At 71.8% G+C, this 13,434-nt stretch carries 19 protein-coding genes; 7 read left to right on the top strand and 12 right to left on the bottom strand.

What is annotated here, in order from left to right; translation table 11 throughout:
* The first annotated feature begins 4 nt into the window (after positions 1-4).
* Positions 5-547, top strand: a complete 543-nt coding sequence (locus tag ACYVLT_RS23290) for a TetR family transcriptional regulator (RefSeq protein ID WP_461122325.1) — start codon at positions 5-7, stop codon at positions 545-547.
* A gap of 30 nt (positions 548-577) precedes the next feature.
* On the opposite strand, the gene ACYVLT_RS23285 is transcribed toward ACYVLT_RS23290, so the two are convergent.
* Positions 578-1,549 (bottom strand): Gfo/Idh/MocA family protein, encoded by a 972-nt coding sequence (locus ACYVLT_RS23285; protein WP_461122324.1) that lies wholly within the window; start codon positions 1,547-1,549, stop codon positions 578-580.
* A gap of 32 nt (positions 1,550-1,581) precedes the next feature.
* On the opposite strand from ACYVLT_RS23285, the gene ACYVLT_RS23280 reads away from it, so the two are divergent.
* Positions 1,582-1,956 carry a YccF domain-containing protein gene (locus ACYVLT_RS23280; protein ID WP_461122323.1) on the top strand — a complete coding sequence of 125 codons (375 nt, stop codon included), beginning with the start codon at positions 1,582-1,584 and terminating at the stop codon, positions 1,954-1,956.
* Positions 1,957-1,992: 36 nt separating this feature from the next.
* Here ACYVLT_RS23280 and ACYVLT_RS23275 read toward each other — a convergent pair whose 3' ends face one another.
* From ACYVLT_RS23275 to ACYVLT_RS23255, 5 genes are all read right to left on the bottom strand, one after another.
* Positions 1,993-2,376: a VOC family protein gene (locus ACYVLT_RS23275; protein WP_461122322.1), complete on the bottom strand. Its 384-nt coding sequence runs from the start codon at positions 2,374-2,376 to the stop codon at positions 1,993-1,995.
* A gap of 34 nt (positions 2,377-2,410) precedes the next feature.
* The gene (locus ACYVLT_RS23270) at positions 2,411-3,202 is read right to left on the bottom strand and encodes a metallophosphoesterase (RefSeq protein WP_461122321.1); all 792 of its coding nucleotides are present in this window, start codon (positions 3,200-3,202) and stop codon (positions 2,411-2,413) included.
* 121 nt (positions 3,203-3,323) lie between these two features.
* Entirely contained in the window at positions 3,324-4,067 is a 744-nt protein-coding gene (locus ACYVLT_RS23265) for a maleylpyruvate isomerase family mycothiol-dependent enzyme (RefSeq protein ID WP_461122320.1), read from the bottom strand.
* Positions 4,068-4,135: 68 nt separating this feature from the next.
* Positions 4,136-4,942 carry an HAD-IIA family hydrolase gene (locus ACYVLT_RS23260; protein ID WP_461122319.1) on the bottom strand — a complete coding sequence of 269 codons (807 nt, stop codon included), beginning with the start codon at positions 4,940-4,942 and terminating at the stop codon, positions 4,136-4,138.
* A gap of 18 nt (positions 4,943-4,960) precedes the next feature.
* Entirely contained in the window at positions 4,961-5,425 is a 465-nt protein-coding gene (locus ACYVLT_RS23255) for a MarR family winged helix-turn-helix transcriptional regulator (RefSeq protein ID WP_461122318.1), read from the bottom strand.
* Positions 5,426-5,561: 136 nt separating this feature from the next.
* On the opposite strand from ACYVLT_RS23255, the gene moaA reads away from it, so the two are divergent.
* The 3 genes from moaA to ACYVLT_RS23240 all read left to right on the top strand — a co-directional run bounded on the left by moaA (position 5,562) and on the right by ACYVLT_RS23240 (position 7,917).
* Entirely contained in the window at positions 5,562-6,620 is a 1,059-nt protein-coding gene (gene moaA / locus ACYVLT_RS23250) for a GTP 3',8-cyclase MoaA (RefSeq protein WP_461122317.1), read from the top strand.
* Position 6,621: 1 nt separating this feature from the next.
* A complete protein-coding gene (locus tag ACYVLT_RS23245) occupies positions 6,622-6,876 on the top strand; it encodes a MoaD/ThiS family protein (RefSeq protein ID WP_461122316.1) in 255 nt (84 codons plus the stop codon).
* A 381-nt stretch (positions 6,877-7,257) separates the two neighbouring features.
* On the top strand, positions 7,258-7,917 hold the full coding sequence (locus ACYVLT_RS23240; RefSeq protein WP_461122315.1) for a transglycosylase family protein: 660 nt from the start codon (positions 7,258-7,260) through the stop codon (positions 7,915-7,917).
* A gap of 182 nt (positions 7,918-8,099) precedes the next feature.
* Here ACYVLT_RS23240 and ACYVLT_RS23235 read toward each other — a convergent pair whose 3' ends face one another.
* The 5 genes from ACYVLT_RS23235 to ACYVLT_RS23215 form a co-directional block, all read right to left on the bottom strand.
* Positions 8,100-8,525, bottom strand: a complete 426-nt coding sequence (locus tag ACYVLT_RS23235; protein ID WP_461122314.1) for a molybdenum cofactor biosynthesis protein MoaE — start codon at positions 8,523-8,525, stop codon at positions 8,100-8,102.
* A complete protein-coding gene (locus ACYVLT_RS23230; protein WP_461122313.1) occupies positions 8,522-9,052 on the bottom strand; it encodes a MogA/MoaB family molybdenum cofactor biosynthesis protein in 531 nt (176 codons plus the stop codon). Before ACYVLT_RS23230 ends, ACYVLT_RS23235 begins: the two co-directional genes overlap by 4 nt.
* Positions 9,049-9,522, bottom strand: coding sequence for a cyclic pyranopterin monophosphate synthase MoaC (moaC, locus tag ACYVLT_RS23225; protein WP_461122312.1), 474 nt, complete (start codon positions 9,520-9,522; stop codon positions 9,049-9,051). The genes ACYVLT_RS23230 and moaC overlap by 4 nt, the downstream gene beginning before the upstream one ends.
* Before the next feature lie 25 nt (positions 9,523-9,547).
* On the bottom strand, positions 9,548-10,936 hold the full coding sequence (locus tag ACYVLT_RS23220; protein ID WP_461122311.1) for a malic enzyme-like NAD(P)-binding protein: 1,389 nt from the start codon (positions 10,934-10,936) through the stop codon (positions 9,548-9,550).
* Between the two features lie 95 nt (positions 10,937-11,031).
* Positions 11,032-11,217 carry a hypothetical protein gene (locus tag ACYVLT_RS23215; protein WP_360462333.1) on the bottom strand — a complete coding sequence of 62 codons (186 nt, stop codon included), beginning with the start codon at positions 11,215-11,217 and terminating at the stop codon, positions 11,032-11,034.
* A gap of 122 nt (positions 11,218-11,339) precedes the next feature.
* Between ACYVLT_RS23215 and ACYVLT_RS23210 the strand changes: the two genes are divergently transcribed.
* A complete protein-coding gene (locus tag ACYVLT_RS23210) occupies positions 11,340-11,924 on the top strand; it encodes a 3'-5' exonuclease (protein WP_461122310.1) in 585 nt (194 codons plus the stop codon).
* Here ACYVLT_RS23210 and ACYVLT_RS23205 read toward each other — a convergent pair.
* Positions 11,909-12,889 carry a helix-turn-helix transcriptional regulator gene (locus ACYVLT_RS23205; protein ID WP_461122309.1) on the bottom strand — a complete coding sequence of 327 codons (981 nt, stop codon included), beginning with the start codon at positions 12,887-12,889 and terminating at the stop codon, positions 11,909-11,911. The genes ACYVLT_RS23210 and ACYVLT_RS23205 overlap by 16 nt on opposite strands.
* 62 nt (positions 12,890-12,951) lie before the next feature.
* Here ACYVLT_RS23205 and ACYVLT_RS23200 point away from each other — a divergent pair, with 62 nt between their 5' ends.
* The gene (locus ACYVLT_RS23200; RefSeq protein WP_461122308.1) at positions 12,952-13,401 is read left to right on the top strand and encodes a hypothetical protein; all 450 of its coding nucleotides are present in this window, start codon (positions 12,952-12,954) and stop codon (positions 13,399-13,401) included.
* Positions 13,402-13,434: the final 33 nt, after the last annotated feature.

Here is a 13,434-nt window from a genome sequence, read left to right as displayed (position 1 = left end):
CGCCGTGACGGAACTCACCCGGGCCCTGCTCGACGAGGCGGCGGAGCTGATCGCGGCGCACGGCTCACGCGGCCTGCGCATGGCCGAGGTGGCCGCCAAGGCGGGCGTGAGCAGGCAGACCGTGTACAACGAGTTCGGCAACAAGGAACGGCTCGTGCAGGCCGTGGCGCTGCACAAGACGGCCGAGTTCGTGCACGGCATCCGCGAGCGGCTGGTCGGCACGCCCGATCCCCTGGACGGCTTACGGCGGGGCATCACGTTCGCGTTCGACCTGGCCGCCCGGGACCCGCTGGCCAAGTCCGTCCTCGACGGCGCGAACGCCGAGGACATGCTCCCGCTGCTGACCACCAGGGGGAAGCCGGTGCTCACGCTGGCCACCTCGGTGTTCGCCCAGCACATCCGCCGGCACTGGCCCGCACTGCCCGACGCGCGCGTGCACCTGATCGCGGACACGATCGTGCGAGTGGCGTTGAGCCACCTGCTCACCCCGGGCAACCGCCGCGTCGAATCAGTGGTGCACGTGACGGAAGCCCTGCTCAAAAGCTAGAACCCACCCTCACCGGGGCTTGACCTCTCGCTAGGGCTTGACGTCCTCATACGTCAACCCGACCTCTTCCGCCGCCCTGAGCAACGTGCGCAGGATCGCCAACGACTCCTCGTGCCGCATCGACGGGCTCTCCGTCTCACCCGCCAGCACCCGCCGCACCACCTCGCGCAACTGCGGCACGTACCCGGCACCCTCCTGCTCGTGCCGGTGCTCCACCCCGTTCACCACGATCCGGCTCGGGTTGTACAACGCTTCCGGCAGCTCGACCAGACCACTCGTGCCGTACACGACCGCCCCCGACTTCAGCGGGCTGACCAGCGACGACCCCAGCAGCGCGTGCGCGCCGCCCTCGTAGCCGAGCAGCATGCCGACCTCGGCGTCCACGCCGTCGACCATCCGGCCGTGCGCCCGGACCGTCGCCGGCTCGCCCAGCACCAGGTGCGCGAACGACACCGGGTAGATGCCCAGGTCGAACAACGACCCGCCGCCCAGCGCCTTGTTCCACAGCCGGTGCGCCGGGTCGTGCTCCAGGGTGAAGCCGAAGTCGGCCCGAACCGACCGGACCTCCCCGATCGCGCCCTCGCCGATCAGCTCGGACATCCGGACGATGAGCGGGTTGAACCGGGTCCAGATGGCCTCCATGAAGAACAGCCCGCGCTCACGCGCGAGGTCCACCACGTCCTGGAGGTCCGGCAGCGTCAGCGTGGCGGGCTTCTCGCACAGCACGTGCTTGCCCGCCAGCAACGCCGCACGGGTCACCTCGTGGTGCTGGACGTGCGGCGTCGCCACGTAGACGACGTCCACGTCCGGGTCGGCCAGCAGGTCCGCGTAGTCGCCGTAGGCGCGCGGGATCCCGTGCTTGGCCGCGAAGCCCTCGGCCTTGGGCAGCGCGCGCGACGACACCGCGAGCACCTCGACGTCGGGCAGCAGGCGGAGGTCGCCGGTGACGACGTCGGCGATGCCGCCGGTCGCCACGACACCCCAACGGAGTTTGTTCGACACGGGTCGGCAGCTTAATCGGGCAAGATGGCCTCGTGAGGCTCATCCTGAACCTGATCTGGCTGGTCCTGAGCGGCTTCTGGCTGGCCGTCGGGTACGTGGTCGCCGGCGTGATCTGCTGCGTGCTGATCATCACCATCCCGTGGGGGCTGGCGTCGTTCCGCATCGCGAACTACGCGCTGTGGCCGTTCGGGCGCACGGTCGTGGACCGGCCGGGCGCCGGTGCGCCGTCGCTGCTCGGCAACGTCGTGTGGATCATCGTCGCGGGGATCTGGCTGGCCATCGGCCACGTCGTCACCGGCGTGCTGCTGTGCGTGACGATCATCGGCATCCCGCTGGGCGTGGCGAACTTCAAGATGGTGCCGGTGTCGCTGATGCCGCTGGGCAAGGAAATCGTGACCCTCCCCTGACCCCGACCCGCCTACCGACCGGTCACCTCCACAACCTCAGCCGGTCACCTCGTGCAGGCACAGCACGTTCCCCTCGCTGTCGTGGAACCACGCCGCCTTCTCCGTGCCGAACACGGCCACGTGGTCGACGGTCTTCAACTCGGGCAGGTCGTAGTCCTCGAACCGGATGCCCCGCCGTTCGAGCTCGCCCATCTCGGCGCCGAGGTCGTCGACCTCGAAGCTGAGCACGGTGTGAGCGGACTGCGCGCCCTCCTCGGCGGGCATCAGGCCCAGCGCGTCGCCGCGCCCGAGCTCGAACAGGCGGGTGCCGTCGTCGGTGCCGCCGAGCGGGTTGAGGCCCAGCAGGTCGGCGTAGAAGTGCGAGGCCCGGTCCGGGTCGGACACGGGCAGGATCGTGGTGGTCCGGGTTGCTGTGAGCATGGCGTTCCTCCTTGCGGGTGAAGCCATGCTGCGCCTACTCCGAATGGTCCGCAACCAGTTGGACGACCAGGCACGGGCCGCCGCTGTACAGGCCCGCGTCGACCGCCAGCACCTTGCCGTCGGCGTACCGCAGCGGGCCGTCGATCTCCTGCGGCGCCACGCCGAGCTGGTCGGCGATGACGCTGTGCCCGTGCACCACCTCGTGGCCGCCGAGCACGTCGAGCAGCTCGTCCGCCACCACCGCGCCGTCCGGGCCGCGGAAGGCGTAGCGGGTCGTCATCTTGCGCCAGCACTCCCACCAGTGCTCCAGGTCGTCGCCGTGGAGCACCTCGCGGACCGCCTGGTTGACCTCGTCGATCGTGTCGCCCCACTCCAGGTAGGCGAGCGTGTCGGAGTGCATCAGCAGGTGGCCGTCGACCTCGATGAGCGCCGGGCGGGTGGTCAGCCACTCGATGTGGGCGTCGGTGAGGCGGTCCTGGTCGCTGCGCAGGCCGCCGTTGAGCAGCCAGCTGCGGGCGAAGCTGCGCGGTGTCGGCGCGCCGGGCACGTTGCGGTCGCCGAACCGGTGCATGCCCAGGAGCAGCACCTCGTGGTTGCCGATGAGGGCGTCGACCTGGCCGCCGCTCTGCTCACCCAGCCGCATCACGAACTCGATCACCCCGACGCCGTCGGGGCCGCGGTCGACGAAGTCGCCGAGGAACCACAGCTCCGCGTCGCCGCCGGACCAGTCACCGTCGGCGTCGACCAGGCCCGAGGCGTGCAGGGCGCGGGTCAGCTCGGCGAGGTGCCCGTGCACGTCGCCAACCACGAAGAGCGGTCTTTCCACACCTGCGACGATAAGCGACGCGGAGGTGTGGTGCGCAAAAGTCGATCAGCCCCCGCCCCGGTCGCTTCGGCCGCAGCTCCCCCACGAGGGTGAGTCAGGTCCGACCCGCTCCCACCGCCGGTCAGTCCAGGTTCGGCCAACCCAGCAGCGCGACGACCGCGGCGTCATCACCCGTGACCGTCACCTCCGCCACCCCCAGCCGCCGCCACAACAGCAGGTACAACTGCTCGGCCGTCCCCGTCACCCGCGCGTCCGCCGTCCCCTCCCCCTCCGGCAGCCGCCGGGGCTTCACCGTCCCGTCCGTGCCCAACCACCACCGGGCACCGGTGTCGGTCGCCGCCAACTCCAGCACCGCCGATCCGCCCTCCCACGCCGAACCGTGCAGGAAGCGCTCCAGGAACTCGTCCACCCCGTCCGCCGCCAACTCGGCCGGGATCGACTTCACCGCGCCCGCCGCCCGCTGCGCGTCCCAGCAGTGCACGACCGCCTCGTGGGCCTGCCGGGACGCCAGGGCCGCCGCCGTGTCCCGCTCCTGGTCGTTCCACCACACCCACACCGGCGCGTCCGGCCCCGCGGCACGCAGGTACTCCCGCTGCACGGCGGCGTAGCGGGCGCTGATCTCCCGCCAGCCCTCGACCCGGTCCGGCCCGGTGTCGGCGGCCCGCCGCGCCGCCTCCTCGTCCGGGTACGCGCCCTTCGCCAGCACGACCGCGGTCCACCACGCCTGCACCTCGGCCAGGTGCGCGACCAGGTCGTCCACCGTCCAGCCCGGGCAGCTGGGCACCGGCGCGCCCAGGTTGCCCTCCACCGCCTCGGTGAACGCCTCGCTGTACTCCTCGACGACCGCCACGTGATCCATGCCCATGGCCGGCCACGCTAGCCCCGCCCACCGACAATCCGACGTCCCCGCAGCCCAGCCCAGGTCCGGCCGCCTCAGCCCAGGTCCGGCAACTCGTCGGGGAACGGGTTGGCCGAGTTGCCGACCAGGTCCGCGATCGACTTGACCACCCGCGTGGGCCGGTACGGGTACAGCTCGGCCGTCGACTCCGCCGAGATGCCGGTGAGCACCAGGATCGTGCGCAACCCGGCCTCCAGGCCGGACCGCACGTCGGTGTCCATCCGGTCCCCGATCATCAGCGTGTGCTCGGAGTGCGCACCCAACGCGCGCAGCGCCGACCGCATCATCAACGGGTTGGGCTTGCCCACGTAATAAGGCGCGCGCCCGGACGCCCGCTCGATCAGGGCGGCGATCGAGCCGGTGGCCGGCAGCGAGCCCTCGCGGGACGGGCCGGTGGCGTCCGGGTTGGTCGCGATGAACCGCGCGCCCTCCTCCACCAGCCGGATCGCCTTGGTGATCGCGGTGAAGCTGTAGGTGCGGGTCTCGCCGAGCACCACGTAGTCCGGGTCGCGGTCGGTCAGCACGTACCCGATCTCGTGCAGCGCCGTGGTCAGGCCGGCCTCCCCGATCACGTACGCCGAACCGCCCGGCCGCTGCGAGTCGAGGAACTTCGCGGTGGCCAGCGCGGAGGTCCAGATCGCGGCCTCCGGCACCTCCAGGCCCGTGCGGGCCAGGCGGGCCCGCAGGTCGCGCTGGGTGTAGATGGAGTTGTTCGTGAGCACCATGAACGGGATGTCGTTCGCGGTCAGCTCGGCGACGAACTCGCTCGACCCCGGGATCGGGTGCTCCTCGTGCACGAGCACGCCGTCCATGTCCATCAGGTAGTTCCACTGAGCGGCCATGGGCGACATGCTGCCGGCTCAGGCCTCGATCACGCGCCGGCGGAACGTCTCGATCAACGCCTGGTTGTACCGCTCCAGCACGTCCCGCTCCTGCGGGGTGAAGCGCCCCAGCACCTCGCGCAGCGTCTCCTGGGCCCCGGTGAACAGGTCGGCGAGCTTGTCCTCGTCCGGCAGGGTCACCTCGACCAGCACCTTGCGCCGGTCGTGCGGGTCGCGGACCCGCCGCACGTACCCGGCGCGCTCGAGCCGGTCGATCACGCCGGTCACCGCGCCGGTGGAGAGCCCGGACAGCTCGGCGATCCGACCGGCGGTGATCGGGCCGTCCGCGCGCATGGCCAGGTCGAGGCACTTCTCGTCGGTGGGCGACAGGCCCATCTGCTCGGCCACCCTGGTGTGGAACAGGACGGTGAGCGCGCTGGTCTCCCGCGCGTAGGCGCTGAACCGCTCCAGCACGTCGGCGGGCACCTCGTGCTCACTGGTCATGACAGGCAACTTAGCGTTCCGCCCAACGGGTTCGGCACCGTCGTCCACCCCACGGCCCGCCGTCGTCCAACTCACCGCCCGCCGCCGCGCCCGTTTCGAGAGCACCCACAAGTGTCGGCCGATTACCCTGGTAGGGGTGACAGCTGTCGAGTTGGGGCTACCCGTCGTGCGCGGCAACCCGGACACCTCCGAGCGGCCGGACTCTCCGCTGCTCGTGGACCGGTTCGGCCGGGTCGCCAACGACCTGCGCGTGTCCTTGACGGACCGCTGCAACCTGCGCTGCACCTACTGCATGCCCGCCGAGGGCCTGGACTGGCTGCCGAAGCCGGACCTGCTGTCCGACCAGGAGCTCACCCGGCTCATCGGCATCGCGGTGACCCGCCTCGGCGTGACCGACGTCCGGTTCACCGGCGGCGAGCCGCTGCTGCGCCCCGGGCTGGACGAGGTGATCGCGGCGACCGCGGCGCTCGACCCCAGGCCGCGCATCTCGATGACCACGAACGGGTTGACCCTGGCCCGGCGCGCCGCCGGGCTGGTGGCCGCGGGCCTCGACCGGGTGAACGTCTCGCTCGACACCCTCGACCCGGCCCGGTTCCTCGCGCTGACCAGGCGGAACAGGCTGTCGGACGTGTTCGAGGGCCTGGCCGCGGCGCGCGATGCCGGGTTGACGCCGGTCAAGGTGAACACGGTGCTGATGCGCGGCGTGAACGAGGACGAGGCCGTGCCGCTGCTGCGCCACTGCCTGGACCACGGCTACCAGCTGCGGTTCATCGAGCAGATGCCGCTGGACCCGCAGCACGGCTGGAACCGCGACGACATGGTGACCGCCGAGGAGATCCTGGCCGCCCTGGGCGCCGAGTTCACGCTCACGCCGGAGCCGGGCGAGCGCGGCGGCGCGCCGGCCGAGCGGTGGCTGGTGGACGGCGGCCCGGCCGTGGTGGGTGTGATCGCGTCGGTGACGCGGCCGTTCTGCGCGGCGTGCGACCGGACCAGGCTCACCGCGGACGGCCAGGTGCGCAACTGCCTGTTCAGCCAGTCGGAGACGGACCTGAGGGGTTTGCTGCGCGGTGGCGCGTCGGACGAGGACGTCGCGCGGGCGTGGCGGGGCAACTCGTGGGCCAAGGCGGCCGGGCACGGCATCAACGCCGCCGGGTTCAGCCAGCCCGACCGGCCCATGAGCGCGATCGGAGGGTGAGTTGCGGCTGACGGTGAGGTACTTCGCGGGCGCGCGTGCGGCGGTCGGGGTGCCCGACGAGAGCTTCGAGCTGTCCGGCGAGGCGGCCACGGTGGGGGTCGCGATCGAGGCGGTGCGCCACCGACACGGTGAAAGGTTGACCCGCGTGCTGCCCGCGTGCAGCTTCCTCCTCGACGGTGTGGCCGTTCGTGATCATGACACGCCCGTGTTGCCCGGATCACAACTGGACGTGTTGCCGCCCTTCGCCGGCGGCTGATCCTTCTCCACTCTTGCGTATTAACACGTGAGCTAGACCTCACTGACGGTGATTGATCTCGGTGAATCTCGGAACGGAAACAGACCGATAACGGTGCCCTGAGCAGGCTAAACGCACCGCTCGGGGCGTCACTCTCCCGCGTTACAGTGACGTGCATCACATGCTCGATCATTTGGCGCGACGCCCCCGGTTACGTACCGTCGCTTCTCGGTTGGCCCCGACCAATCAGAGCTAGACCGGGACGCCTCGCACCGAACCTGTCCACCGGTGTCCCGGAACGTCCCCCGAGCGAGAGACAACCACCGGACAGGGATCAAGCCGAGCGGCGTACCGGGCCCGAACCCGAGCCGGTCGTGCAGGTGCGGGTGGCCAGAGAGGGAAATGGCTTCTTACCGAGGCAAGCACCGTCCGACCACCAGTGCCACCGCCCGGAGCATCGCGAAGGTCGCCGTCGCCGGCGTCATCGTGGGCGCCCCGCTGGCCATGGCCGCCGGTACCGCGAACGCGCAGGGTTCCGGCGTCAACTGGGACACGGTCGCCGCGTGTGAGAGTGGCGGCAACTGGAGCATCAACACCGGCAACGGCTACTACGGCGGCTTGCAGTTCCTGCCGTCCACGTGGACCGCCCACGGTGGTTCCGGCATGCCCCACCAGGCTTCCCGCGAGGAGCAGATCCGTGTGGCCGAGAACGTGATGCAGACCCAGGGCATCAACGCCTGGCCCGTCTGCGGCCCCAAGGGCCTCGGCGGCGCCCCGGCGCCCGCGAAGGCCAAGCCTGCCCCCGTGCAGCAGGCCGCCCCGAAGCAGACCGCGCCGGTCCAGCAGTCCGCGCCGGTCCAGCAGGCGCCCGCCCCGGTGACCGTGGCGCTGCCGTCCTCCAACCCGAACGGCGACTACGAGATCAAGGCGGGCGACAGCCTGTCGAAGATCGCGGAGGAGCTGAAGGTCGAGGGTGGTTGGGCCAAGCTCCACGAGCTCAACAAGCAGTTCATCCCGAACGCCGACTTGATCCTGCCGGGTCACAAGATCGCCACCAAGTGACCTTTGTGAGCCGGTGCGAGCCGGCTCACGACGGCGCAGGGACCTCGGACCACCCCCCTCGGTGGGCCGAGGTCCCGAACCCGTTTCCGGGGTCCGGTCGTCCCGGTCCGGTCGTCCGGGCCCGTCGTCCCGGTCCGGTCGTCTAGGCCCGCTCCCGTGGGTCAGGCCCCGCCCCTGGTGGGTCAGGGCATGTTGACCCACTCGTCGGTGCCGTCGGTGAAGACCTGCCGCTTCCACACCGGCAGCCGCCGCTTCACCTCGTCGACGAGCTCCGAGCACACCGCGAACGCCTCACCCCGGTGCTCGGCGGACACGGCGCAGGCCAGCGCCACGTCACCGATCGCCAGCGGACCGACCCGGTGGGACACGGCGACGGCGCGCACGCCGGCGAACCGACTCACCACGTCCGCCACCACCTCGGCCACCACCGCCGCGGCCGTCGGGTGCCCGACGTACTCCAGTTCGCGCACCGAACGCCCGTGGTCGTGGTCGCGCACCACCCCGGCGAACGTCACCACCGCGCCCGCCGCCGCGTGTTCCACGAGCTTGGCGTGCTCGTCCACCGACAGCGGCTGATCGCTGACGGTCGCGCGCAGGACCTCGGTCATGCGTGGTCACCTCCGGCCATTTGGTCGACGGCGTGCTCCAGCACGGTCGCGAGCACGTCCAGCCCGTCGCGCACCCCGCCGGTCGAGCCGGGCAGGTTCACCACGAGCGTGCGGCCGGCGACGCCCACCACCCCGCGCGACAGCAGGGCCGTCGGCACGCGTGGCCAGCCTGACACGCGGATGGCGTGGGCCACACCCGGCACCTCGAAGTCGAGCACCGACCGGGTCGCCTCGGGGGTGCGGTCGGTGGGGCTGATGCCCGTGCCGCCGGTCGTGATGACGACCGCGACGCCGTCCGCCACGGCCGCCCGCAGCGCCTCGGCCACCGGCTCGCCGTCGGGCACGACCACCGGGTCGGGCACGTCGTAGGACCGCTCGCGCAGCCACTGCACGACGACCGGCCCGCCGCGGTCGGCGTACACACCCGCGGCCGCCCGGTTCGACGCCGTGATCACCCGCGCGGTCCTGCGGGCCGCCGTGCCCGGCGTCGTGTGCGCCGTCACGGGCGGCGTCGCGTCCGCCGTCACGGGCGCTCCCACAGGCCGGACTTGCCGCCCTCCTTGCGCTCGACCCGCACCGCGTCCAGCGTCGCCGCCGGGTCGACCGCCTTCACCATGTCGTGCAGCGTCAGCCCGGCCACCGACACGGCCGTCAACGCCTCCATCTCCACGCCCGTGCGATCCGTCGTGCGGACGGTCGCGGTGATGCGCACCTCGGCCTCGCCCAGCGCCAGGTCCACCTTCACCCCCGACAGCGCGATCGGGTGGCACAGCGGCACCAGCTCCCAGGTCCGCTTGGCCGCCATGATCCCGGCGATCCGGGCGGTGGCCAGCGCGTCACCCTTGGGCAGGCCGTCGCTGCCCAGCAACGCCACCACCTCGTCCGTCGTGCGCAACACCCCGGACGCCACGGCCGTGCGCGCGGTCGGCTCCTTCTCGGACACGTCGACCATCCGCGCCGCACCGGCGGCGTCCAGGTGGGTGAACTGGTTGCTCATGCACCGATGCTAGGGGCATCCCAGGTCAGGCGTTCTCCGTGGCCGCCTTGCGCACAGCTTCCGCCACGGCGGGCGCGACCGAGGTGTCGAAGACGCTCGGCACGATGAACGACGCGTTGAGCCGTTCGCCGTCCACCACGTCCGCGATCGCGTTGGCGGCGGCGATCAGCATCGAGTCGGTGATCGTGCGGGCGTGCGCGTCGAGCAGCCCCCGGAACACGCCCGGGAACGCCAGCACGTTGTTGATCTGGTTCGGGAAGTCGCTGCGCCCGGTGGCCACGACGGCGGCGTGCTTCTGCGCCTCCATCGGGTCGATCTCCGGATCCGGGTTGGCCAGGGCGAACACGATCGCGTCGGAATTCATCGTGGCGACCTGCTCCGCGCCGAACAGGTTCGGCGCGGACACGCCGATGAAGACGTCCGCGCCGACCAGCGCGTCGTGCAGCCTGCCGCTGACGTTCTCCTTGTTGGTGGCCGCCGCGATGGACCTCAGGTTGTCGTCCAACCCCGGCCGGTCGCGGTGCACGATGCCGTCGACGTCGACCGCGACCACGTCACCGGGCTCCTGCTTGAGCAGCAGCCGGATGATCGCGCTGCCCGCCGCGCCCACGCCGCACACCACGAGCTTGCAGTCGGAGATCTTCTTGCCGACCACGCGCAGGGCGTTGCGCAACGCGCCGACCACGACGATCGCGGTGCCGTGCTGGTCGTCGTGGAACACCGGGATGTCCAGCTTCTCCCGCAGCCGCGCCTCGATCTCGAAGCAGCGCGGCGCGGCGATGTCCTCCAGGTTGATGCCGCCGTAGACCGGCGCGATCAGCTCGACCGCGCGGATGATCTCCTCGGTGTCCTGGGTGTCCAGGCAGACCGGCCAGGCGTCGACGCCGGCGAACTTCTTGAACAGCGCGGCCTTGCCCTCCATCACCGGCAGGGCGGCGGCGGGGCCGATGTTGCCCAGGCCGAGCACGGCGGAGCCGTCGGTGACCACGGCGACCGTGTTGCGCTTGATGGTGAGCCGGCGGGCGTCGTCCGGGTTCTCCGCGATGGCCATGCAGACCCGGGCGACGCCGGGGGTGTAGGCGCGGGAGAGGTCGTCGCGGTTGCGCAGCGGCACCTTGGACGCGATCTCGATCTTGCCGCCCAGGTGGACCAGGAACGTCCGGTCGGACACCTTGCGGACCACGATCCCGGGCAGCAGCTCCAGGGTGTCGGTGATGTCCTTGGCGTGGTTGGCCGACAGCGCGTTGCAGGTGAGGTCGATGATCACCCGGTCGGTGTGCGACTCGACCACGTCGAACGCGGTGATCACGCCACCGGCTCGACCCACGGCCGAGGTCAGGTCGCCGGCGGCCGACGCCGACGGCGGGGCCTCCAGCCGAACGGTGATCGAGTACCCAGGGCCGGGGACCGGCATCGAACCTCCCAGAACAGCACAGCTCAAGAGGGGGTCGAGCCTAGTCCGCACGGATTTGCGGAACGCGCGCGACTCGACGGTCGCGCGCATCCGGCCTAGCGGTTGATCTCGGTCACGGGGTGGTGGTAGCCCAGCTCCTCGACCGGCAGCGGGAAGGTGACCGTGCCGAACGGGGACAACGCGCCCTGCACGTCGCTGGCCAGCTCGGACACCGCGTACTTGCCGTCGGCCGGCGGCTCCGGCCAGTGCGGGTCGATGCGCTCGGGGCGGGCCTTGGCCACGGTTCCTCCTCGGTGGTGCCTTCGTCGGCACAAGTGTGCCTCATCGGCGCTGGTGGCGGCTCGGGGCGCCCGGCGGCGAAAACCGAGAGCCAGGTCACGGTGTGATCCCTACCCTCGTGCGGGTGGAACTGGTGAACGTGGTCGACGTCGAGGCGACCTGCTGGGAGGGCAACCCGCCGCCCGGCCAGGTGAGCGAGATCATCGAGATCGGGCTCACCCCGGTCGACCTGGCCGCGGGCGAGCGGCTCGGCAGGCACCGGGTCCTGGTCCGGCCGCGGCGGTCGTCAGTCAGCCCGTTCTGCACGGAGCTGACGGGGTTGACGCAGGCCGAGGTGGACACCGGGGTGGACTTCGCCGAGGCGTGCCGGCTGTTGGCGGTCGAGCACGAGGCGGGCACGCGGCCGTGGGCGAGCTGGGGCGACTACGACCGCAAGCAGTTCACCCGGCAGTGCCGGGCGGCCGGTGTGCGCTACCCGTTCGGGCGGCGGCACTGGAACGCGAAGCTCGTCTTCACACAGGCGCACGGCCTGCGCAAGCGGCCGGGCATGGCGCAGGCGCTGGCCGTCGCCGGGCTGCCGTTGGAGGGCAGGCACCACCGGGGCGAGGACGACGCCTGGAACATCGCCGCGCTGGTCCTGCACCTGGTCGGCCGCGACGCCTGGCCCGCCGACCCGACCACGCCGGTCGAGGACTATCCGGTCGGGTAGAGCCGGGCCATCGCCCGCACCGTGGCGGTCATGTGGGCGACCAACGGCTCCGGGCCGAGCACCTGGACGTCCGCGCCGAGCCGCAGCAGCCCGGCGGCGGCGTGGGTCACGCCCTCCAGGGGCAGGGTGGCCCGCCGCCACCCGTCCGCGTCCGGTGGTCCGAACGAGGCCGGCACCTCCCGGGCGGCCTTCGGGCCGAGGACGTCGGGCAGCGCGGCGACGCCCGCCGGGGACAGGCGCACGACCGCGTGCTCGGCGGTACCGGCCCGTTCGTACCGCTCGACGTGGGTGCGCCAGAACCCGACCAGGTCGAACCCGTCGGGCCGGGTGAACGTCTCCGGCAACGCCCGCAGCTCCTCGACCGCCGAGACGCGGTAGGTGCGCGGCTCGCCCCGCCCGCCCGCGATCAAGTACCACACCCCGGCCTTGAGGACGAGTCCCAGCGGGTGCAGCCGCCGGGTGACCACACCGGGTTCGGGCGACCAGCGGCGGTACCGGACCTCGACGACCCGGTCCTGCCACAGCGCCTCGGCCGCGGCGAGCAGGTGCGGCACCGCGTCGGGCTCCCGGTACCAGCCGGGCGTGTCGAGGTGGAAGCGCTGCCGGATGCGCGTCGAGGCCTCCCGGTACGCGGTCGGCAGCGCCGCCATCAGCTTGAGCTCCGCGGCGGCCACCTGCGCGCCGAGGCCCAGTTCGGCGGCGGGCTGGGGCAGGCCGGTCAGGAACAGCGACCCGGCCTCGTCGGCGGTCAGCCCGGTCAGCCGGGTGCGGTAGCCGTCCATGAGCCGGTAACCGCCGCGGGGGCCGTGCTCGGCGTAGATCGGCACACCCGCCGCGGCGAGGGCCTCGACGTCGCGGTAGACGGTCCGGGCGGTGACGCCCAGCTCTGCGGCCAGTTGCGCGGCGCTCATCAGGCCCCGGTTCTGCAACGACAGGAGCAGGGACAGCAGCCGACCGGCACGCACCCCGCGAAGTCTGCCAGACCGCTGACAGGAGGTGTCAGGGGTGCGCCCGCAGGATCGTCGACATGAACGACTTCGACTTCTTCACCGGCTCGTGGCACGTGGTCAACCGCCGCCTCACCACCCTCTTCGCCGGCCGCGACGACTGGGAGACCTTCCCCGGCCGCACGACGTGCCGGCCGATCTTCGGCGGGGGCGGCAACACCGAGGAGATCGTGTTCCCGACCCTGGGCAGCCGCGGCTTCACCCTGCGCCTGTTCGACGTCGAACGGCAGGAGTGGTCGATCTACTGGGCGAGCAGCCGCACCGGCCTGCTCACCCCACCGGTCGTGGGCACCTTCACCGACGGCCGCGGCGACTTCTACGGCGACGACACCCACGACGGCGAGCCCGTCAAGGTCCACTTCACCTGGTCCGACATCACGTCCACCTCGGCGCGGTGGGCACAGGAGTTCTCCGCCGACGGCGGGCGGACGTGGGAGCCGAACTGGACCATGGAGTTCACCCGGGCGTGACGGTGCGGACCGGACCGGTGGGGCGCTTGGCGG

The organism is Saccharothrix stipae (assembly GCF_054781895.1).
Note: the sequence above shows the minus strand (reverse complement) of the source record. Positions and strands in the feature narration are given on the sequence as shown.

Coding starts and splice junctions, on each gene's coding strand:
- ACYVLT_RS23255 (WP_461122318.1), bottom strand. CDS start 5,425: ATGACCAGTGAGCACGAGGTGCCCGCCGACGTGCTGGAGCGGTTCAGC.
- ACYVLT_RS23265 (WP_461122320.1), bottom strand. CDS start 4,067: ATGGGCATGGATCACGTGGCGGTCGTCGAGGAGTACAGCGAGGCGTTC.
- ACYVLT_RS23260 (WP_461122319.1), bottom strand. CDS start 4,942: ATGGCCGCTCAGTGGAACTACCTGATGGACATGGACGGCGTGCTCGTG.
- ACYVLT_RS23200 (WP_461122308.1), top strand. CDS start 12,952: ATGAACGACTTCGACTTCTTCACCGGCTCGTGGCACGTGGTCAACCGC.
- moaC (WP_461122312.1), bottom strand. CDS start 9,522: ATGAGCAACCAGTTCACCCACCTGGACGCCGCCGGTGCGGCGCGGATG.
- ACYVLT_RS23220 (WP_461122311.1), bottom strand. CDS start 10,936: ATGCCGGTCCCCGGCCCTGGGTACTCGATCACCGTTCGGCTGGAGGCC.
- ACYVLT_RS23275 (WP_461122322.1), bottom strand. CDS start 2,376: ATGCTCACAGCAACCCGGACCACCACGATCCTGCCCGTGTCCGACCCG.
- ACYVLT_RS23240 (WP_461122315.1), top strand. CDS start 7,258: ATGGCTTCTTACCGAGGCAAGCACCGTCCGACCACCAGTGCCACCGCC.
- ACYVLT_RS23235 (WP_461122314.1), bottom strand. CDS start 8,525: ATGACCGAGGTCCTGCGCGCGACCGTCAGCGATCAGCCGCTGTCGGTG.